The organism is Rhizobium sp. YTU87027 (assembly GCF_050644135.1).
Lineage (GTDB): Bacteria > Pseudomonadota > Alphaproteobacteria > Rhizobiales > Rhizobiaceae > Rhizobium.
On the sequence record NZ_CP098441.1, the window covers coordinates 674,930 to 694,106 of the forward strand.

21 protein-coding genes and 2 pseudogenes are annotated in these 19,177 nt (G+C 59.0%); 7 read left to right on the forward strand and 16 right to left on the reverse strand.

Annotation, left to right across the window (positions count from 1 at the left end; all coding sequences use genetic code 11):
• Positions 1-6: 6 nt before the first annotated feature.
• Complete coding sequence (locus tag NBG89_RS21920; protein WP_431324212.1) at positions 7-1,071, forward strand: ABC transporter permease; 1,065 nt, start codon at positions 7-9, stop codon at positions 1,069-1,071.
• Between the two features lie 36 nt (positions 1,072-1,107).
• Positions 1,108-2,205: a substrate-binding domain-containing protein gene (locus NBG89_RS21925; RefSeq protein ID WP_431324213.1), complete on the forward strand. Its 1,098-nt coding sequence runs from the start codon at positions 1,108-1,110 to the stop codon at positions 2,203-2,205.
• A gap of 83 nt (positions 2,206-2,288) precedes the next feature.
• Here the strand turns inward: NBG89_RS21925 and NBG89_RS21930 are convergent, their stop codons facing one another.
• The 3 genes from NBG89_RS21930 to NBG89_RS21940 all read right to left on the reverse strand — a co-directional run bounded on the left by NBG89_RS21930 (position 2,289) and on the right by NBG89_RS21940 (position 5,247).
• Positions 2,289-3,173: an SMP-30/gluconolactonase/LRE family protein gene (locus NBG89_RS21930; RefSeq protein WP_431324214.1), complete on the reverse strand. Its 885-nt coding sequence runs from the start codon at positions 3,171-3,173 to the stop codon at positions 2,289-2,291.
• Positions 3,174-3,259: 86 nt separating this feature from the next.
• Complete coding sequence (locus NBG89_RS21935; RefSeq protein ID WP_431324215.1) at positions 3,260-4,291, reverse strand: L-idonate 5-dehydrogenase; 1,032 nt, start codon at positions 4,289-4,291, stop codon at positions 3,260-3,262.
• Positions 4,292-4,299: 8 nt separating this feature from the next.
• Positions 4,300-5,247: a 2-hydroxyacid dehydrogenase gene (locus NBG89_RS21940; protein WP_431324216.1), complete on the reverse strand. Its 948-nt coding sequence runs from the start codon at positions 5,245-5,247 to the stop codon at positions 4,300-4,302.
• 85 nt (positions 5,248-5,332) lie between these two features.
• Between NBG89_RS21940 and NBG89_RS21945 the strand changes: the two genes are divergently transcribed.
• From NBG89_RS21945 to NBG89_RS21965, 5 genes are all read left to right on the forward strand, one after another.
• The gene (locus NBG89_RS21945; protein ID WP_431324217.1) at positions 5,333-6,088 is read left to right on the forward strand and encodes an SDR family oxidoreductase; all 756 of its coding nucleotides are present in this window, start codon (positions 5,333-5,335) and stop codon (positions 6,086-6,088) included.
• A 22-nt stretch (positions 6,089-6,110) separates the two neighbouring features.
• Positions 6,111-6,593, forward strand: a complete 483-nt coding sequence (locus NBG89_RS21950; RefSeq protein ID WP_431324218.1) for a gluconokinase — start codon at positions 6,111-6,113, stop codon at positions 6,591-6,593.
• The gene (locus NBG89_RS21955) at positions 6,590-7,477 is read left to right on the forward strand and encodes an NAD(P)-dependent oxidoreductase (RefSeq protein WP_431324219.1); all 888 of its coding nucleotides are present in this window, start codon (positions 6,590-6,592) and stop codon (positions 7,475-7,477) included. The genes NBG89_RS21950 and NBG89_RS21955 overlap by 4 nt, the downstream gene beginning before the upstream one ends.
• Positions 7,474-7,806 (forward strand): hypothetical protein, encoded by a 333-nt coding sequence (locus NBG89_RS21960; protein WP_431324220.1) that lies wholly within the window; start codon positions 7,474-7,476, stop codon positions 7,804-7,806. The genes NBG89_RS21955 and NBG89_RS21960 overlap by 4 nt, the downstream gene beginning before the upstream one ends.
• A gap of 72 nt (positions 7,807-7,878) precedes the next feature.
• Complete coding sequence (locus tag NBG89_RS21965) at positions 7,879-8,892, forward strand: LacI family DNA-binding transcriptional regulator (protein WP_431324514.1); 1,014 nt, start codon at positions 7,879-7,881, stop codon at positions 8,890-8,892.
• A 160-nt stretch (positions 8,893-9,052) separates the two neighbouring features.
• Here NBG89_RS21965 and NBG89_RS21970 read toward each other — a convergent pair.
• The 13 genes and pseudogenes from NBG89_RS21970 to NBG89_RS22030 all read right to left on the reverse strand — a co-directional run bounded on the left by NBG89_RS21970 (position 9,053) and on the right by NBG89_RS22030 (position 19,120).
• Positions 9,053-10,001 (reverse strand): IS630 family transposase gene (locus NBG89_RS21970; protein WP_431324221.1). Its coding sequence is split into 2 segments (ribosomal slippage): positions 9,053-9,664 and positions 9,666-10,001, totalling 948 coding nucleotides; the frame shifts between segments, so codons are not numbered across the junction.
• Between the two features lie 171 nt (positions 10,002-10,172).
• Positions 10,173-10,394, reverse strand: a complete 222-nt coding sequence (locus tag NBG89_RS21975) for a hypothetical protein (protein WP_431324222.1) — start codon at positions 10,392-10,394, stop codon at positions 10,173-10,175.
• A 496-nt stretch (positions 10,395-10,890) separates the two neighbouring features.
• A complete protein-coding gene (locus NBG89_RS21980; RefSeq protein WP_431324223.1) occupies positions 10,891-12,003 on the reverse strand; it encodes a Fic family protein in 1,113 nt (370 codons plus the stop codon).
• A gap of 562 nt (positions 12,004-12,565) precedes the next feature.
• Positions 12,566-13,710 (reverse strand): annotated as a pseudogene (locus NBG89_RS21985) (tyrosine-type recombinase/integrase).
• Positions 13,707-13,955, reverse strand: coding sequence for a type II toxin-antitoxin system Phd/YefM family antitoxin (locus tag NBG89_RS21990; protein WP_431324224.1), 249 nt, complete (start codon positions 13,953-13,955; stop codon positions 13,707-13,709). The pseudogene NBG89_RS21985 and the gene NBG89_RS21990 overlap by 4 nt, the downstream one beginning before the upstream one ends.
• Before the next feature lie 12 nt (positions 13,956-13,967).
• Positions 13,968-14,345 (reverse strand): type II toxin-antitoxin system VapC family toxin, encoded by a 378-nt coding sequence (locus NBG89_RS21995; protein WP_431324225.1) that lies wholly within the window; start codon positions 14,343-14,345, stop codon positions 13,968-13,970.
• A complete protein-coding gene (locus NBG89_RS22000) occupies positions 14,342-14,635 on the reverse strand; it encodes a type II toxin-antitoxin system Phd/YefM family antitoxin (RefSeq protein ID WP_431324226.1) in 294 nt (97 codons plus the stop codon). Before NBG89_RS22000 ends, NBG89_RS21995 begins: the two co-directional genes overlap by 4 nt.
• Before the next feature lie 397 nt (positions 14,636-15,032).
• Positions 15,033-16,271: a phosphoglycerate dehydrogenase gene (gene serA / locus NBG89_RS22005; RefSeq protein WP_431324515.1), complete on the reverse strand. Its 1,239-nt coding sequence runs from the start codon at positions 16,269-16,271 to the stop codon at positions 15,033-15,035.
• 954 nt (positions 16,272-17,225) lie between these two features.
• The gene (locus tag NBG89_RS22010; RefSeq protein WP_431324227.1) at positions 17,226-17,468 is read right to left on the reverse strand and encodes a hypothetical protein; all 243 of its coding nucleotides are present in this window, start codon (positions 17,466-17,468) and stop codon (positions 17,226-17,228) included.
• Positions 17,469-17,581: 113 nt separating this feature from the next.
• Complete coding sequence (locus NBG89_RS22015) at positions 17,582-17,803, reverse strand: hypothetical protein (protein WP_431324222.1); 222 nt, start codon at positions 17,801-17,803, stop codon at positions 17,582-17,584.
• A gap of 140 nt (positions 17,804-17,943) precedes the next feature.
• Positions 17,944-18,349: pseudogene (locus NBG89_RS22020) on the reverse strand (type II toxin-antitoxin system VapC family toxin).
• 226 nt (positions 18,350-18,575) lie between these two features.
• Positions 18,576-18,899 carry a type II toxin-antitoxin system PemK/MazF family toxin gene (locus tag NBG89_RS22025; protein ID WP_431324228.1) on the reverse strand — a complete coding sequence of 108 codons (324 nt, stop codon included), beginning with the start codon at positions 18,897-18,899 and terminating at the stop codon, positions 18,576-18,578.
• Entirely contained in the window at positions 18,896-19,120 is a 225-nt protein-coding gene (locus tag NBG89_RS22030; protein WP_431324516.1) for an antitoxin MazE family protein, read from the reverse strand. Before NBG89_RS22030 ends, NBG89_RS22025 begins: the two co-directional genes overlap by 4 nt.
• Between the last annotated feature and the right edge of the window lie 57 nt (positions 19,121-19,177).

Consider the following 19,177-nt stretch of genomic DNA (forward strand, 5'->3'; position numbering starts at 1 on the left):
CATTCCATGCAGTCCATCCAATCAAACGCGCTTGAACCGACCAAGGTCGACCTGAAGGGATTGAGCCGGACGGCCAGGCTGCAGCGCCTGATACCAGTCTACGGCCTGGTGATATTGACGGTCGTCCTCATCGCCCTGTTCTCCATCCTGCTGCCGGACACATTTCCGACCGTTCTCAACCTGCGTTCGATCATCGCCAACAAAACGATCATCGCCATCCTTTCGCTGGCAGCGATGATCCCGATGGCCTGCGGCCGTATCGACCTCACCATCGGCTACGGCATCGTCCTCTGGCACATTCTTGCCATCAGCCTGCAGACAATGCTCGGTTTGCCTTGGCCGGTCGCCGTTTTCGTCGTGCTTGTGCTCGGTGCGGTCACGGGGCTGCTCAACGGTCTGCTTGTCGAGGTAGCCAGGATCGATAGCTTCATCGCAACACTTGGCACTGGAACGGTCATCTACGCGATCGCGCTGTGGCATACCGGCGGCCGGCAGATGATCGGTGTGCTGCCGGATGGTTTTTACGCGCTCAATGGAACCATGCTCTTCGGTCTTCCAATCACCGGCTACTACGTTCTCGCTCTGGCGCTCGTCATGTGGCTGGTGCTCGAATACCTGCCGATCGGCCGCTACGTCTATGCGATCGGAGCAAGCCCCAAGGCCGCTGCTTTGAATGGCATTCCGGTCCGCCGCTACGTCATCGGTGCCTTCATCGTCTCCGGCACTCTTTCGGCGGTGGCGGGTGTCCTGCTCGCATCACGGCTGCGCATCGGACAGGCGAGCGTCGGGCTGGAATACCTGCTGCCCGCCCTTGTCGGCGCCTTCCTCGGTTCGACGACGATCAAGCCCGGCCGCGTCAACGTCTGGGGAACGATGATCGGCGTCATCATTCTGGCGGTCGGCATTGCCGGCATCCAGCAGTTCGGCGGGTCGTTCTTCGTCGAGCCACTTTTCAATGGCGTCACCTTGCTCGTCGCCATCGGAATTGCTGGCTATGCGCAGCGCCGCCGTGGTGCGGCGGGCCTTTTGCGCCCCAAATCCGATCAGCCGGCGGAAACGAAATCCGCATAGTTCATTCATTAGTCACATCTCATGGGAGGAGAAAACGTGAAACGCAGGCACTTTCTGAATACAACAGTCGCACTTGTCGGTCTGATGGTGGCCGGTCCCGCCCTGGCGGATTCCATGGCCGACGCAAAGGCCGTCGTCGAAAAATACGCCACCAAGGTCGACAAGTGGGACGGCCCGACAACCGGCCCGAAGGCCGCAGACGCCAAAAAGATCGTTGTCGTAGCTGCCGACATGAAGAATGGCGGCATTCTTGGCGTTGCCAACGCCGTCCAGGAAGCCGCCACCGCGATCGGCTGGACCGTGACTGTTCTCGATAGTGCGGGATCCGTTGAAGGTCGCACGGCGGCATTCGGCCAGGCCCTGACTTTGAAGCCAGACGGCATCATCATCGCTGGCTTCGACGCGGTCGAGCAGAAACCTTCCATGGAGGAGGCCAAGAAGGCCAATATTCCGATGGTGTCGTGGCATGCCGCCTCGGCGGTCGGCCCGGTTCCGGACGTTGGCGTCTTCGCAAACGTCACGACAGACGCGATGGAAGTCTCCAAGTCGGCCGCCGATTACGCCTATGCTGACGCCAGCGGCAAGCCCGGCGTGATCATCTTCACCGACTCGACCTATCAGATCGCCATCGCCAAGGCCGACCGCATGAAGCAAGAGATCGAGAAGCTGGGCGGCACCGTTCTGGAATATGTCGACACGCCGATCGCCGAAACATCGCAGCGCATGCCGCAGCTGACAACGACGCTTCTCCAGAAGTACGGCCAGAAGTGGACGCACTCGCTGGCGATCAACGACATCTACTTCGACTTCATGGGACCGTCTCTGGCGGCTGCCGGGATTGCTGGCGATGGCGCTCCGAAGAGCGTTGCCGCCGGTGACGGGTCGGAAGGCGCCTATCAGCGCATTAGGGCAAAGCAGTATCAGTCGGTGACGGTGGCCGAACCCCTCAATCTCCAGGGCTGGCAGTTGGTTGACGAACTCAACCGCGCGTTTGCCGGCCAACAATGGTCGGGCTACGTCTCGCCGCTGCATGTGGTGACGACTGATAATGTGGAGTTCGACGGCGGCCCGAAAAACACATTTGACCCGGATAACGGTTACCGCGACGCCTACAAGAAGATCTGGGGCAAGTAAGCTCCCGCTTCCAAAACAGAAAGGCGCGGTCTCGTCGAGGTCGCGCCTTTTCTTTGGTTCGCAATTATTGGGGCCGTGGAACCCTAACCTCGCCTGTTGAGGGCCACGGAATAGACGCTCGTCGATGCGGTGATGAACAGAACGTGCTTGTAACGTCCGCCAAAGCAGACGTTGGAAACGGTCTGCGGTACGAGGATCTTGCCGAGCAGACGCCCGTCGGGAGCAAGGCAATGCACGCCGTCCCCGGCCGACGACCAGAGATTTCCGTCGCTGTCGACGCGCATGCCGTCGGCGCAACCGGGCGCAATGGTATGGAAAACGTCGCCCCCGGTGAGACGCCAGTCGGAGCCGACGTCGAAGGCTCGTATGTGACGCGGGTCGTCGGTGAAGATGCGGCCGGTATCGGCAACGTAGAGCTTGCTCTCGTCTGGACTGAAGGCCAGGCCGTTCGGGCAGTTGAAGTCCGTCAGGACGGTGGTGATCTCTCCGCTCGGATCGACGCGGTAGACGTTGCAAGGCAGCTCCTGTTCTGCCTTGCTACCTTCGTAGTCCATCGAGATCCCGTAGTGAGGATCGGAGAACCAGATCGATCCGTCGGAAGCGACGATCACGTCGTTTGGAGAGTTCAGACGCTTGCCCTGGTAGCCATCGGCAATGACGGTGATCGATCCGTCCGTCTCCGTCCGCGTGACGCTGCGGCTACCGTGCTCGCAGCTGACGAGCCGCCCCTGCCGGTCGCGGGTATTACCGTTTGAAAAATTGGAGGGTGCGCGGAAAACGCTGGTGCCAATCTCCGGAATCCACCGATACATCCTGTTATTCGGAATATCGGAAAACACCAGACAATTCAGATCGCCGAACCAGACGGGGCCCTCGACCCAGTCGAAGCCGGTAGCGATTTCCTTCAGCGGCGCGTTGCCGAGTACGAATGTTTTGAAAATGGGGTCGACAATCTCAAAGAACGACACCTGGACCTCCCTTCGTCGTTTCGCATAACCCAGATTTTTTCGTCGGGACGCTGCGGCGGCGCTCTACGCCGTCCGGCAGATCGCCGTCAGGAGAAGGCGATCTGAACCTTCATGGATCGCGTACGGTCGGATGCGGTCTCAAAGGCCGACACCATTCTGTCCAGCCCCATCGTATGTGTAATCAGAGGCTTTACATCGATGAGCCCCTTGCGCATCAGATCGACCCCGATCGCAAACTCCTCGTGGAAGCGGAAAGACCCGCGCAGCTCCAGCTCCTTGGCTGTGATCGCCATCATCGGCAGGTTCATGTCGCCGCCAAGTCCAAGCTGTATGATGATGCCGCGCGGGCGCAGGGCGCCAATACCGCCTGCAAGTGCTGTAGCGGCCCCGGAGCACTCGTAGATGACGTCGAAGGTTCCCTTGTCGGCAGAATATGCGGCAAGCGCATCGGGTTCTTCGGTGGAGTTGATAACACGGTCGGCGCCCACCGCCTTGGCGAGCGAAAGCGTAAAGGCGGAAAGATCGACGGCGACGATCTCAGCCGCCCCGGCCCGACGGGCGCAGAGGATCGACAGGATTCCGATCGGACCGCAGCCGGTGACGAGCACACGCTTGCCAAGCAGGCTGCCTGCTCGCCGCGTCGCATGCAGTGTCACTGCCAGCGGCTCGGCCATCGCCGCCTCCCCGACGGAAAGGCCATCCGCCGCAATGCATTGGATTGCATCGGCCACCAACGACTGCCGGAAGGCACCCTGAATATGCGGGAAGGGCATTGCACTTCCATAAAAGCGCATGTTGAGGCATTGATTGTACAATCCCTCCTGGCAATAGCGGCACTCCCGGCATGGCCGGGACGGAGAGACGGCGACGAGCTGGCCGATTTCCAGGCCGCTGACGCCCGCACCGAGATTTTCGACGATGGCCGACACCTCGTGACCCAATATCATCGGCTGCTTCAGCCTGACCGTGCCAAAACCGCCATGATTGTAGTAGTGCAGATCGCTGCCGCAGATGCCGCCTGCTGCAAGCCGAAGCTTGACTTCTCCCGGACCGGGGTCCTCTTCGGGGACGTCTTCGAGGCGGATGTCGCGTGCTGCGTGAGCTATTATGGCTTTCATCGATGACCTCACAGGACCGGGGTTGGCAGGGTCCCGCCGGCGAAATGCGCCGTCAGATTGTCGCGCACGAGCTGCCCCATGGCCTTGCGCGTTTCGATCGTTCCCGATGCATGATGCGGCTGAAGAAGCACGTTGCCGAGTTTGAGGAAGCGGGGATTGAGATTGGGTTCTCCTTCGAAGACGTCAAGCGCGGCAGAGCCGAGCTTGTGGTTCTCGAGGGCATCGAGCAGGGCTTCCTCGTCAATGTTGGAAGCGCGCGAGATATTGATCAGCATTCCGTCCGGACCAAGCGCGGACAGGACGTCGCGCCCGACGATATGGCGTGTGGCCGCCGAGGCGGCGAGCGTCACGAACAGGAAGTCGGAGCGTTCGGCAAGGGCGAGCGCGCTCGCGACGAACTCCATCCCGTCGGCATATGGCTTCGCCTGGACGTCACTGTAGGCGATGTCCATGTCAAACCCTTTGAGACGCTTGGCGACCTCGAAGCCGATACGGCCGAGACCGAGAATGCCGGCCCGACGACCCCAGACCTTGCGCTTTAGCGGAAAGAGACCCTTTGCCCGCCAGCTTCCGTCCCGAACCCATTGCTCGGCGCCGATCATCCCGCGCGACTGGCAGAGCATCATCGCAATGCCGAGATCGGCGACGTCGTTGGTCAGGACGTCCGGCGTATTGGTGACACGGATACCGCGAGCACGACAGGTCTCCAGGTCCACGGCATCATATCCGACGCCATAGACGGAGACGATTTCGAGGTTAGGGCAGGCCTTGATCATCGCTTTGCCTGCACCCAATTCGCCTCGTGTGGCGATTGCCCGAACCAGGGGGCCTGCCTTCGCGAGGAATGCCGACTTGTCGTCGGCCTCGAAATAGCGATGGACCGTGAAGCTCTCCCGCAGCGGAATCTCGTCCCATTCCGGATAGGGGCCGACCTGAAGAATATGCGGTTTCGTCATTGTTCTGTTTGCTCCCTTGACATCGAATGTTATCGATAACATAAACACGGGCAACGGAATTGTCGAGAGACGGAAGGGGAGGAATTTGGCGCTTCAACTCTTTGATCTGAGGGGCAAGCGGGCGCTCGTGACCGGCTCATCCCAGGGGATTGGTCTGGCGCTCGCCCAAGGGCTGGCGAGGGCCGGCGCGCAGATCGTGCTGAACGGGCGGGACCCAGCAAAGCTTGAGGTGGCGGCCCGCTCGCTGCGTGGGGCGAGAACGCTGGCTTTCGACGTTACCGATCACGCAGCCGCCCGCGATGCGATCGACAGCTTCGAGGCGCACACGGGCTCGATCGACATTCTTGTCAACAATGCCGGCATGCAGCATCGCACGCCGCTCGAAGATTTCCCCGTCGAAGCCTTCGAGCGCCTGCTTAAGACCAATATCGCCTCGGTCTTTAATGTCGGGCAGGCGGTTGCCCGCCACATGATAGGGCGCCACGCTGGCAAGATCATCAATATTGCCAGTGTCCAGACAGCGCTCGCGCGCCCCGGGATTGCGCCCTATACGGCAACCAAGGGCGCAGTCGGCAACCTGACAAAGGGGATGGCAACCGATTGGGCGAAGTACGGACTGCAATGCAATGCGATCGCACCCGGCTACTTCGATACGCCGCTGAACGCCGCGCTTGTTGCCGATCCTGCTTTTTCCGCCTGGCTTGAGAAGCGCACTCCGGCCGGCCGATGGGGCAATGTCGAGGAATTGGTCGGGGCCTGCATTTTCCTGGCGTCGGAGGCGTCTTCCTTTGTCAATGGACACATTCTTTATGTCGATGGCGGCATCACGGCTTCGCTCTGAGCGCACAAGGCGCATCGTCCTGATGGGCGTTTCTGGCAGCGGTAAGACGACGGTCGGAACGGCGTTGGGCGAGTGGATCGGTGCAGTCTATCTCGACGGCGACAACCTTCATCCGGCTGAAAACATCGCAAAGATGAGCCGCGGAGAAGCCCTCGGCGACGCCGATCGTTGGCCCTGGCTCACCACGGTCGGACGAGCGCTTGACGATCCTTCCAGCGCGGTCATTGTTGGATGCTCGGCGCTGAAGCGCGCCTATCGGGACCACATCAGGCAGGTGGCCTCGGGCGACGTCGTTTTCGTCCATTTGATGGGCTCCCGCGAGCTTATTGGACAACGGATTGCCGCTCGATCCGGCCACTTCATGCCGGTGAGCCTGCTCGACAATCAGTTTGCCACGCTGGAGCCACCCGGCGATGATGAACGGGCAATTACAGTCGATATCAGCCAGCCCATCAACGCAATCGTTGCTCAGATCGTCGCTGGATTATTGGAGGAAGAACGATGACGAACCGGGTAGCACTCATTGGGGCAGGGGCGATGGGCGGGGCGATCGGAACGCGCCTTGTGCAGACGGGAAATCACCTGACGGTCTTCGACCTCGATGCAGAAAAGGTTGCAAGCCTGACGGCGCTCGGTGCCTCGCCCGCGGCGAGTGCCAGCGAGGCCGCTGCCTCAGCCGACTTCGTTGTCTTCAGCCTGAATTCCCCGCGCATCGTGCATGCCGCGGCTTTCGGTCCCAATGGAGCTGCTGCCGGTGCTCGCCCGGGAACGCTGTTCATCGACATGTCGTCGATAGATCCGGAGGCAACACGCCAGCTGGCGACCGAGGCTGAACAAAAGGGGCTGCGTTGGGTGGACAGTCCGCTGTCGGGTGGCGCGCCGAAGGCGCTGACTGGTGAACTAACACTCATGGCCGGGGGGCACCCGCAAGACGTCGCCGATGCTCATCGACTGCTGAAGCATGTTGCATCCAACTATACCCACATGGGACCTCCCGGGGCAGGGCAGACCACGAAGCTTATTAATCAGGTGCTGTGTGGGCTGAATTTTCTCGCGGTCGCCGAGGCGACGCAGCTCGCGCTTGATGCCGGCGTTGATGCAGGCAAGATCCCGCAGGCGCTGCGTGGCGGACGTGCCGATAGCGCAATCCTGCAGGAATACATGCCGCGGTTCGTCGCCAAGGATTACCGCCGTACCGGTCGCATCGACAACATGGTGAAAGACCTGAACGGTGCGCAGGATCTTGCCCGTCGGACGAATACGGCAATGCCGCTGACGGCAGTTTGCGCCGAGGTCCACAGAATGCTGACTGCAGCCGGTCTTGGCGGCGAGGATCAGGCCGCATTGATGGAATTCTTCAAGGGACCAAAAGGAGAGATCAAGCAATGATCACACGATACGCATTGTTCGAAGGCAAGGTGAAGGACGGACAGACTGCAGCCTTCCGGAACGCCGTGATGGACGTCATCCTTCCGAAGTGGAAGCAGTTTCCAGGAGCGCTCGACGTGCGCGTCTCCTTCGCCGAGGCCCGCGACGACGGTGCGCCCGAATTCCCGATGATCCTCGCCGTCAACTATCCCGATCTGGCTGCGGTCGACGCGGCGCTCGCAAGCTCCGCGCGGATGCAAGCGCGGGCAGCGACCGAGCAGGTATTGTCTCAATTTTTCGAAGGCCGCATCCATCATCACGTAACGCTTGCGAATGAATTCAAGCTTTAACGCGTTTGCTTGCAAAAGGTGAAGGCGAGCCGTATTGGATATGGTATCGATAACACAAATGAGCTGAGCCATCTGATGCAGACCCGCAAGCCACCGACCATGGCCGATATCGCCCGTGTCACGGGCGTATCACCCATGACGGTTTCGCGGGCTTTCAAGGGCGAGAGCTTGATCAGCCCCGAAACGCGCAATGCCATTCTCAACGCCGCCGAAGAGCTGGGTTACGTCTTCGACGCCACCGCTTCCAATCTGCGGTCGCAGAAGACCGATTTTGTGGCGGTGACGATCCCGTCGATCAACAACGCGAACTTTGCCGACACCGTGCGTGGACTGTCGGAGACGCTTGCGCCGCGCGGCCTGCAGATATTGCTCGGCTACACCAATTATGACGTTGTGGAAGAGGAGCGGCTGATCGAGCAGCTCCTGCGACGCAAACCGCAGGCGATCGTTGTTACCGGCGGAAAACACACGCCACGCGGCCGCCGGTTGCTCGAAAACGCCAATATACCTGTCATCGAAACCTGGGACGCGCCGCCCGATCCGATCGGATACTATGTCGGCTTCTCGAATGCCGATGCCGTCAAAGGGATGGTGGATCACTTCGTGGCCGTGGGCTACCGAAGGATTGCCTTCATCGGCGGTGATGCGAGCCGCGACACCCGCGGCAGCGATCGCCGTCATGGCTTTATCAATGCGATGCGTGCTCATGATCTGGACGCGTCGAGACTGATCAGTGCTGGCGTGCCGCCGATTTCGATGCGCGAAGGAGCGCAGGCGATGGCAAGGTTGCTCACCGAATTTCCGGACACTGAAGCTGTGATATGCGTCTCTGACCTTTCCGCTTTCGGTGCATTGACCGAATGTCAGCGGCGCGGGATCCAGATCCCCGACGATATCGCCATAGGCGGCTTCGGCGACTATGAAATCGGCGGCATCTGTGTGCCAATGCTGACGACAATCAACGCTCGCTCACACGAAATTGGAACGGAAGCGGGAAAGCTGCTGCTCGATATCAGTGACGGTAAGCCGCGACCTCCTCATGTCACCATCCAGCCCGAGCTGATTGTTCGCGAGAGCACCCGGTAGCGACGGTCGTGATGGGTATCGACAGCTAATTGCTCCATAAATCAATGTCGCGCCCTCGAGATTGAATTTGCAGGACGCCGGTTCGGATCGCTTCACGCCTGAACAGCACTTTGGCGAAAGTCGCCCTTTCCTTGGTTTCCGGAGATTTTGCTAGAGCCTTTCATGTTTTGACGGAAGCGTAGCCGGCATTTGAGAAGTAGTTGGCGCATTCCTCTGGCTTTATGGTGTCGGCGAGTAAGCCCAGATGGCGCCACGTTTCCTCGATGGTTCGCTTTTGAGCCTGGCGCATCCAGTGCTTGATCTTGGCGAAGGCTTGCTCGATCGGATTAAGGTCGGGGGAATATTTCGGCAGGAACCATAGCCTGGCGCCGACGGCCCTGATGGCATCGCGGATGGCCTTGGCTTTGTGAGAGCCGAGATTATCGAGGATGACGATGTCGCCAGGCTTGAGGGTCGGGATCAACTGCTGGCGGACATAGGCGTGGAAGCATTCGCCATTAATGGGACCGTCGAAGACGCAGGGCGCAGTGAGCTTGTCGCAGCGTAGGGCGCCGAGGAAGGTCAGGGTGCGCCAGCGGCCATGCGGGGCAAAGCCGCCCAATCTTTTGCCCCTCGGCCCCCAGCCGCGTAACGGCGCCATGTTGGTGCGGATCCAGGTCTCGTCGATGAAGACGAGCCGCTTCGGATCGAAGCGGTTTTGCCAGGCTTTCCAGCGGGCTCTGCGCCGGGCAATGTCGACGCGGCCCTGCTCAAGGGCGAACAGGGTTTTTTTTAAAGCTCAAGCCCTCGCGGCGCATGAACTGCCAGATGGCATTGTGGGAGACGCTCACGCCGCGGGCGGCCAACTCATCCTTCAGCCGATGTAGCGTCAGATGTGATGTCTGCTCGATCTGCTCGACGATGAAGGCGCGGTGCGGCTCCAGCACACGTCGGCGATGGCCGCCCATCTTGCCGGGCGACACACTACCGGTGGTCCGATAACGCTGCGACCACTTCACCACGGATGAGACAGCTATGTCGAACCGCTCCGCCACCACCCGGCAGCTCTGACCGTCCACAACCGCTGCAACGACTCGCTCACGAAGATCATTCGAATAGGGTCGCGTCATGGATGCTGGCCTCCATTCCAGCATCCATGATGAATCACAAATCTGCTGATTTGGGAATCCCGCACCGATTCCGATAAGCAATGATCCGCTCTAGAGATAGGGTTGAGCTTCAATTGGACCGAGGGGTTTTCCCATGATCTCTTCGCCAGGTAGTCGCACGAAGCGCCGAACTCAATCGTCGCCTTCCGGCACCAGAGCGTCGAATATTTCGAGGAGAGCCTCGGTTATGGCGCTTCCGAGTGCGTTTCCGCTCGCCGCGATTGCCTGCTCGTCCATATCGCGCGCCGCGATCGCCAGGTCTCCGCCTTGCTCGGCGACGATCGCGCGCGCCCGCTCGATTGCCCATTGCGCGAAATCATTCCGGCTTTCGATCGTGACTGTTTCGATTTCCATCAAGTGCCTTTCAGAATTTCTTCAGGGGTGTCGGGCAAAGTTGCCCGGCGCGTTGAGTTGTGCGTACGCGCTTCCTGATCCGACATCAATGACCATCAGAGCGCACCGGACCAACCATTGGTTCGGATATGCGCTTCACAGGGACAAATTCTCCTTCTCGTCGCGTTGGTGCGCAGTCCAAGTCGGCACCGCGATCGGCGATTCCACCAAGAACTGAGCAAGCTCGCCTTTGCGTGACTTCCTTTGCGATCCCCTGTCAGAGACGACAACGACATCAGGCAATCCGTTCCGGGTGATCGTCTATTGGCGCAGACTGCGCGCGGGCGATTTTTGATCACTCCATTGTCCGACTTTTGATCAATGGGGCTCAAAGTGATCAAGACCGAGACCACCAGAGCGACAAGTGATTGCCGGCAAGGGAGCGGAGTTTCGTTGCTCACCGAGCTAGACAAGCGCCGTTGCAGCTTGAGGCCTTGGCAAGTGCCGTTGTTTTTCGCTATTTAGTCCCTGACAGGTTCAGGACATAGCGCGTGTACCGTCGCTCACCCGCACGCTTGAGCGCACCTCTTTCCACTAGATCATGAAGGTCGCGCGTGGCGGTCGCTCGGGAAGTTCGCGTGATCGAGATATAGTTCTCGGCGCTTAGTCCACCCTTGAAACCCATTGGGCCCTCACGAAACATGCGAGCAATGACCTTCTCCTGCCGTTCGTTGAGCTGCTGGCGAAAGCGGTCATAGAATTGGGCCTTGTCGATGAAGAAGGCCACACGTTCCAGGGTCGTCTGTTGTGCCGCGAGAACGGTTTCGGCGAAGTAGACCAGCCATCCAGTGATATCGAGCGTGCGCTGATGGCGTTCGAGCTGATCGTAGTAGGCCTTGCGGCTGCTCTCAATCGTGTAGGCAAGCGCAATCGGGCTCGGTTGGCCGATATTCTGCGCCAGTGATTTTTCAGCAAGCGCCCGGCCAATCCGGCCATTGCCATCTTCAAATGGGTGGATGCTTTCGAGGTATAGATGACCCAATCCCGCTCGCGTCAGGGCGGGCAGAGGGCGTTCACCGGTCGGCGCCGAAGTGTTGAACCAGTCAATATAAGCTTCCATTTCTGCCGGCACTTGCCTTGAAGGTGGAGCTTCATAGTGCACGGTTGGCTTGTCGACACGGCCCGACACGATCTGCATGGCGTCATCATGGGTCCGATAGCCGCCGATCACTTCAAGATGACGGTTTGCGGTCATCAGCATCCCATGCCAGCGAAACAGAGTTTCGTGATTGAGAGGGTCTGACCAAGTCTCGTACACATCGACCATCATTTCCGCAATTCCGCGCTCCTGCGGCTTTACTGGCCGGTTGTCAGCATCGAGACCGAATTGCCGGCGCAACGAAGATTGGACGCTTAGTCGATCGAGCACTTCACCTTCGATCTCCGAGGTTTTTATAGCCTCGTCGCTTAGAAGTTCGACGCGCAGCAGATTGCGTTCCTCTTCACTGACATATCGAACAGCTCCGATCATTTCCCCCGAAGATAGAAGGAAATTGTTTTCGTGTGTCTTGAGCTGAGCCTCGTCATATATGAATTGAGGCCAGCCTTGCTGCGTCCAATTCCACGTCATGAGGTATAGATGTCCTTTCTATAACTCATTTTTCACATAGTTTATGAGCTATAGCAACTTACTCTATAGCTCACGACCTGAAGGGCTCAGCTTCAAGAAAACTGGGAAGGGACCAGTCAGATCGAAGCCCAGATCGGCGGCGGCTCCGAACCTCGGCGAATTTCTTCATGGGAATCAAGCTCATTCGTGGAGGACTGCGTCTGAATTCGCCCTTAAGCGCTGCCCGTCGGAAAGAGAGGCATCACGGAAATCTCGCAAATCGCGATCGTCAGCTGCGTTTTCTGGTCGCGGACACAAAACGCCGCATGCCGGTCGCAGCGAGCGCGTCAGCGGCCCTGTGCGGCGGAAATGCTGCAAAGCCCGCGGTCGGCGCTCAATCATCCTTGCATTTATGGAGAGTAATTCCAGATTTGCAGGGATAATTTCAAGGCCGAGCCGCGTCGTCCATCCCGCATTACCCTTCGCGTAGAGTCATTGCACAGCTGTCTCCAAACATGCCGGAGGTCGTCAATCGAAGCCGATCGCTCACTCGAAATCGCCCCGAAGATAGAGATATTACCGGCTAAATGACCAAACGTGCCGCACGATCATTCTTCTGTTCGGCATTGTCGTAGTAACGCGCTGCCTGCGTCACCGATCTGTGCAATGATTGCTGCATCGCTTCGAGGAGCGGAATGCCCGGTTGGCGGCCTCGGTCAGATAGCCCGACCGCAGCCCATGCGCGCAAAACTCGCCCGGCCCCAGGCCGGCCAGCGCTGCCCGCTGCTTGACAATGTCGTTCACCGATTTCGGATCCAGCGCGCGCTTCGACAGGTTGCCCCAGCGGTCGATCTTGCGAAACGCGCTGCCGCTCTCGATCCTGGCGGCCGCCAGCCAGGCGTTCAGCGCCTCGACCGGCCGGCCGGTCAGATACACCACCTCGTCCTGATCGGCGCGCGATGTCTTCGTGCGGCCGAGGTGAATGGCGAGCGAGGGCAGGGGCGTGCCGTCTTCACCCGCAACCGGCGCCTCGGCCGTCAGTTGCTCCGTGCGCAGGCCGGCCACCTCGCTGCGACGACGGCCGCCGGAGGCAAACGCCACCATCAGGATTGCCCGATCCCTGATGTCGCGCAGACTGTCGCTAGTGCAGGTCGCCAGCAGTTTCGTGAGGACATCGGCCGTCACCGCTTTCGCGCTCTTGCGTCGACGCGGCCGCGGCGTGGCGCGGACTGCGAGGCGGATCGCCGACTTCAGCGCAGGGGAGGCGAAGAACCCTGTTAGTCCGCGCCATTTGGTCAGCGTCGACCAGCTGGCCAATCGGCGGCGCACCGTGTCCGGTGCGTGCGGTCCCGCCGATCGGAGAAAGCCTTGATCGCGGAGGCTGTGCTCGACGCCCGCCGGCATGGCGTGGTCCGGTTCAGTTTCGCGCTGTCGCGGATCCCAGAGAAGATGGGCGACGAATTTCAACAGCAGCGCCTCCGCCGCCGGCCAGGGCAGGGGATCGCCGGTGGCGGCCAGCGACCAGGCCTGCAGGTAGGCGAGGTCGGAGGTCAGGGCCCGCAGCGTATTGTCGCCCATGCCCTCGTTGACCAGATGCCGCAGGGTCTCGACATCCTGGTCGGTCAAGAGTTCGGCCAGTTCGTCGCGCCGCTCGATCGGCAGCACCGCGGCGATCGTGTCGCGTTCCACGGCACGTTTTTCGATCGACGGTGACGACGGCTTGCTCATTTTGGCAGACCGTTGTCGTCGTAGAAGTCGTCGTGGTTCGAAGTCTGGTCTCCATCAGTCGGTCTTTGCTCGGCGACAAGCGCCCAAACAGCCTCGATCGTTCTCTTGTCCGCCTTCGGAATCGCGGTGAGGACCGCGATGGGCTGCCCGGCACGGCAGATGATCACCTCATCATCGCGCAGAGCAAGGTCGATCAATTCTTCAAGACGTTCCGCTGCCTCGGCAATTTCGACGCAAATCTTCATCGCCGTTGCCCCTTACCAGACCCGCTCGTGCAAGAGCGCGTCGAACACCACATCGCTCGACACGAAAGCGCAATGTTCCAGTCGTGCCTGGGCCGCCAGGATCCGGTCCCAGGGATCGAGATGGTCCCAGTCGAAGGCGGCCGCCAGTTCGGCATGCAGATCGCTGATGGCGAGCGTCTGCAGTCCGCTGGCGGTCACGGCGGCGCGTAATTCCTGCGGCTTCAAGTCGAGCTTCTTCAGGCGCATCTTGTTGTCGAGCTCGTAGAACGAGACGGCGCTGACGAAGATGGTGTTGGCCTTGTCCTCGATCAGCGACCGGGCCTTCCCGGACAGGCGGGAGCTGCCGATGGTCCACCAATAGACTGCATGGCTATCGAGCAGCACCTTCACGAGCGCTTGTCGCGGTCGTCAGGCTTGCCTTGCCAGACGCCAACATCGTCGTTCCTGTCGCCGGCGTCGATCCCCGCCTGTTCGGAGTCGTGGTCATCGAACAGATCGTCTGGAAGGCCGTGTTGCCGCAACAGCCCGAACGGCCGTTTGCCGCCAGGGTCGGCCGGGCCGATGCGGGCGTAGACTTGCGTGCCGCGCATGATCACAATTTCCTCGCCCTGGTTGGCGCGTTCGAGGACTTCGGCAAACTTCTTGCGCGCCTCGCTGATCTTGTAGCTGGTTTGTGGCATCGTGGCCCCCAAATTTTGCTCTTGCGGCAACGGTACCATCGCCAAAGCATACGTACAAGTTATCTGTACATCTCACTTCCGATAACCGGTCGATACCACACTTTAACGGCTACCTTCCTCTCAAGTGCCGCTTCTGTTCCCTCGAACACCGTGCCATGAGCGCCTGAGTCAATTACTCTGCCGATGTAAATATCACGCAATGAGATCGGTTGGTCGTCGATGCTCCATAAATCAATGTCGCGCCCTCGAGATTGAATTTGCAGGACGCCGGTTCGGATCGCTTCACGCCTGAATAGCACTTTGGCGAAAGTCGCCCTCATTGCGTGAAATCTCGACCTAATTTGATCGCTGACGGCGATGAAAGTGCGCGAGAGGCATTCAAGAATGCCAACCGGTGTCAGTAAAGCAATCGAGCTCGTATCGTTCCCGGAATCTGGCGAAGCGCATCAAGTATGCCACCCGCTGTCTGACCAACGCCCTCAGCTTCAATGACGACGTAACCCATTTCGCCGTACGTCTGCAGGAACTCACCGACAATATTAAGTCCACGGGACGAAAAGATCGCATTCAGATTGTTTAGAATGCCAGGGCGATTTTCATGAACGTGGATGAAACGCGTGCCGTTTGGACGTGGCGGCAGTTGAACCTGGGGAAAGTTGACAGCGCCTAGCGTCGAGCCGACGTCCGAATATTCGACAAGCTTCCTCGAGACCTCTCTTCCAATTCGCTCTTGGGCTTCTTCCGTCGAGCCGCCAATATGCGGGGTCAGAATGACATTATCCAAACCTTGCAGCGGTGTTTCAAAACGTTCTTTATTTGATGCCGGCTCCTTCGGGAATACGTCCACAGCCGCGCCTGCGAGATGTCCTTCTTTCAAAGCCGTCGCAAGCGCTTCAAGATCCACGACGGTTCCGCGGGAATTATTGATGAAAATGGCTCCCTTTTTCATCCTGCGCAGTTCGGCCTCAGTTATCATGTTTTGCGTCGAGCTGGTTTCTGGAACATGCATCGTCACAAAATCTGAGATTTCAAGGAGTTCGCCGAGCGTTGCCATCGACTCCGAATTGCCATGGCGCAGCTTGTCTGAAGGATCAAAATAGCGAACGTTCATGCCCATGCTTTCGGCAAGAACGCTTAGCTGCGAACCGATATTGCCGTAGCCCACGATGCCCAGCGTTTTGCCGCGCACCTCACGACTACCTTCGGCGGTTTTATCCCACCCACCTTCATGAGCGGAAGCCGAACGCGGGAAAATCCGCCTGGTCAGCATAATGATCTCACCGATCACAAGCTCGGCGACCGAGCGAGTGTTCGAGTAAGGAGCGTTGAATACGGGGATTCCGCGCCGGCGGGCAGCATCCAGGTCGACCTGATTTGTCCCTACAGAGAAACAACCGACGGCAATGAGCTTTTTGGCGGAACTGAATATTTCTTCCGTGAGATGGGTGCGCGAACGAATTCCGACAATATGCGCATCGGCTATCTGACTTTTGAGATCTTTGTCATCCAGAGCCTTCGGCAAATGGGTCAGGTTGACGTAGCCGGATGACGAAAAGTAGTCCACAGCGCTCTGGCTCACGCCTTCAAGCAGAAGAACGGAAATCCGATCGCGCGGAAGAGAAAGATGTCGGGTCACCATACTGCTTTTTCGATTCTCTAATTCGGTTAGACCGGGTTCGCTTGTCGGCCACCAAAGCTCACAGACATGGAAGCATGTTTAGCGACCATCCAATGGACAGCGCAAGAATTAACTACGCTCCAGCGGCACGCACAATGCCAATCTCAGAGGCTGGGATTTTCGATATTGGGTAAGCGGACGTGAGGACGCACTCTTCTGGACCGAAGCGATCGAACGCGAAACGCTCTTCTCGCTCAGTCTCTGGGTGGCTTTGGCCTTTCCACAGCCGAGCTGCACGGCCGGTCCGCGGCTGACATGGTCGGTGGGAAAGATCTCGGAGCGACGCAACGTACGCCGGATAACGGGCTCTTGGATGACCGAACGTTCGGCCAGACATATATGAACCTATTCGGACTTCGGAGCGATTTTCTCCACGGGAAGCGCATGGCGAGCATTTTCCGGGGTCGACAGGAAGAATGCCAGCCGTCCGACGGGCTGGGACGCGACCTAACTCCGGCTGGGCGGCGCAGCCTCTAATAAAGCTATCACGCAACTCTTTTCCGATGCCCATAAAGTAGCGCTCGGCGAAGTCGTTCTGGATCTGGCAACAATTGATGAGGATCTGACACAACGTCTTCAGAAGCTTCGGCGCTTTCGATATCGGTCCTGATAATGATGAAGTTTCACCGCGGTTGATCCCGTGACCGCCTATCTTTTAGATGAAAACGTCATCCGAGAGCTCGGGGCACACGGGGGAATGCCAACGTCAAAAAGTGGATTTCCTCAATCGATGACAGCGATTTGCGGTTTAGTGTCGCGACGTGTTCGAGAAGCGGCGCGGCGCTCAAACGTTGAGCCGCCGCGATCCTGAGCGTGCGGCCACGATCTTGAGTGGCATCGAAAAGCTGTCAATGGCCTTTGCGGACAGGATTCTTCCAGTCGTGTGAGCGTATCGACCGGCTGTGCAGATTTTCAGGAGGGCGTAAGGTCCTGAAGGATGGAGAAACTGGCGCAGCTTGCATCGATATTACCGATGCGAATGGTATGTTCTGAGCGGGCGGTCAAAAGTGACAGGCGCACATTCCTGGCGTTCTTCGCGCGCACGAGAAACTCCTGGCGGGCGAAGATCAGCCCAGATCTGTTCGTCAGCTCAAAGGCGACATGTTCGCTGTAGCCGTCATCCGCAATAATGACGGTCGCCAAGCCGGACTGCATTTGTGAAAACTCCTTGGTTTCCGGAGAATTTGCTTGAGATCGGGCTGAGCTTCAATCTAACCGAGGGTTTTTCCCAGGATCTCTTCGCCAGATAGTCGCACGGGGCGCTGAGCTTAATCGTCGCCTTCTGGCACCAGAGCGTCGAATATTTCGAGGAGAGCCTCGGTTATGGCGCTTCCGAGTGCGTTTCCGCTCGCCGCGATTGCCTGCTCGTCCATATCGCGCGCCGCAATCGCCAGGTCTCCGCCTTGCTCGGCGACGATCGCGCGCGCCCGCTCGATTGCCCATTGCGCGAAATCATTCCGGCTTTCGATCGTGACTGTTTCGATTTCCATCAGGTGCCTTTCAGAATTTCTTCAGGGGTGTCGGGCAAAGTTGCCCCGGCGCGTTGAGTTGTGCGTACGCGCTGTTGTGGTCCAACTTTGATCTGATTGGTAGGCCCTCAAAGCCCTCGCGGGCTTGTCACCGAACCACTTCACACTGTTTCGATGTCTGTTCGCGAGAAATCATCGCCCTTGAAAAGGAGCGGCTCGCCACGGGTCTTTGCCAGCGCATACGAGAAGCAGTCGCCATAGTTCAAACCTGCCGGATGACGTCCTTTACCGCACGCCAAACGCGTCGCGCAATCGCGATCTGGTCGGTGTCGACCGAGACGATTTCGACGCCGGTTTTGTGAAGCCATAAATCGAGTTCCGCAGCGCCTGCCTCACCCATGCGCGCTTCTATCACAATTGCCAACTCGAGGACGGAGCCGCTGTCATGAAGCGCCGTGGAGCATCAACAATCTTTGCCTCGAGTGCTTCGGCTTCCGGCTCGCTAAAGGCGATCGCCACGACCCGCGGATGTCGATTATCATCAGCCGGGAAGTCCGTTTTCGTCATAGCCCAGAATCTCGTCGACAGTACGGTTATCGAGAACCGCCAACTTACCCCAGCGCCTTCGGCCGGCGGCAAGGCAAGGGCGACGCAGCCCTATTCCCGCTGCCTGCATCCCACCCTTCAAGGCTCAGCTTGAAGAGATCGAAGCTCGGCTCGGGCGCGGCTCCGACCGCGGCGAATTTCTTCATGGCGATCAGCTCGTTCGTGGAGGACTGCGTCTGAATTCGCCTCAGGCGATACCCAAAAAAACAACGAGTGATCTTGTGACTGCCAAGAGAGCATCGTCTTCCAAACGGCCGATTATCGAACCAATCCGATCTCGTTTCACGGACATTGTTTTGTCCACCATCACCTGCGAGACTTTGCGAAAACCGCTGAGCTCCGTTGGCTCAATTGTTGGTCGAATGAGCGGCGCATCGATCAGCGTGCCAGAAATCAGCAATACGGTAACTGTACCGGTCGCGTCGAACTGATCCGCCTGGATGATCAGTGCCGGACGAGGCTTGCCGAAGTCGCCTGTGATTGCAACGGTTACAATGTCACCACGCCTCACGCTTCACCGTCGGAGGTCACGTCGGAAAGAGCTGCATCAAGGAAATCTTGCAAATCGTGATCGTCAGCATCGGAAAGGGCTGCCTGAACCGACTGACGATGGCATTCGGCGGCGAAACCGGGGCGACGGGTATCGGGAACCCATATCTGTACTGGACGCAGCCCTGCGGCCTGCAAGGCCTGGCGGCGCTTTCGAACTCTTTCATTGACTGGAGTTGCCATCATCACCTCGGCGAAGGATGTTACATGTAACAGATAGGAGCTCAATATCGGCATGTC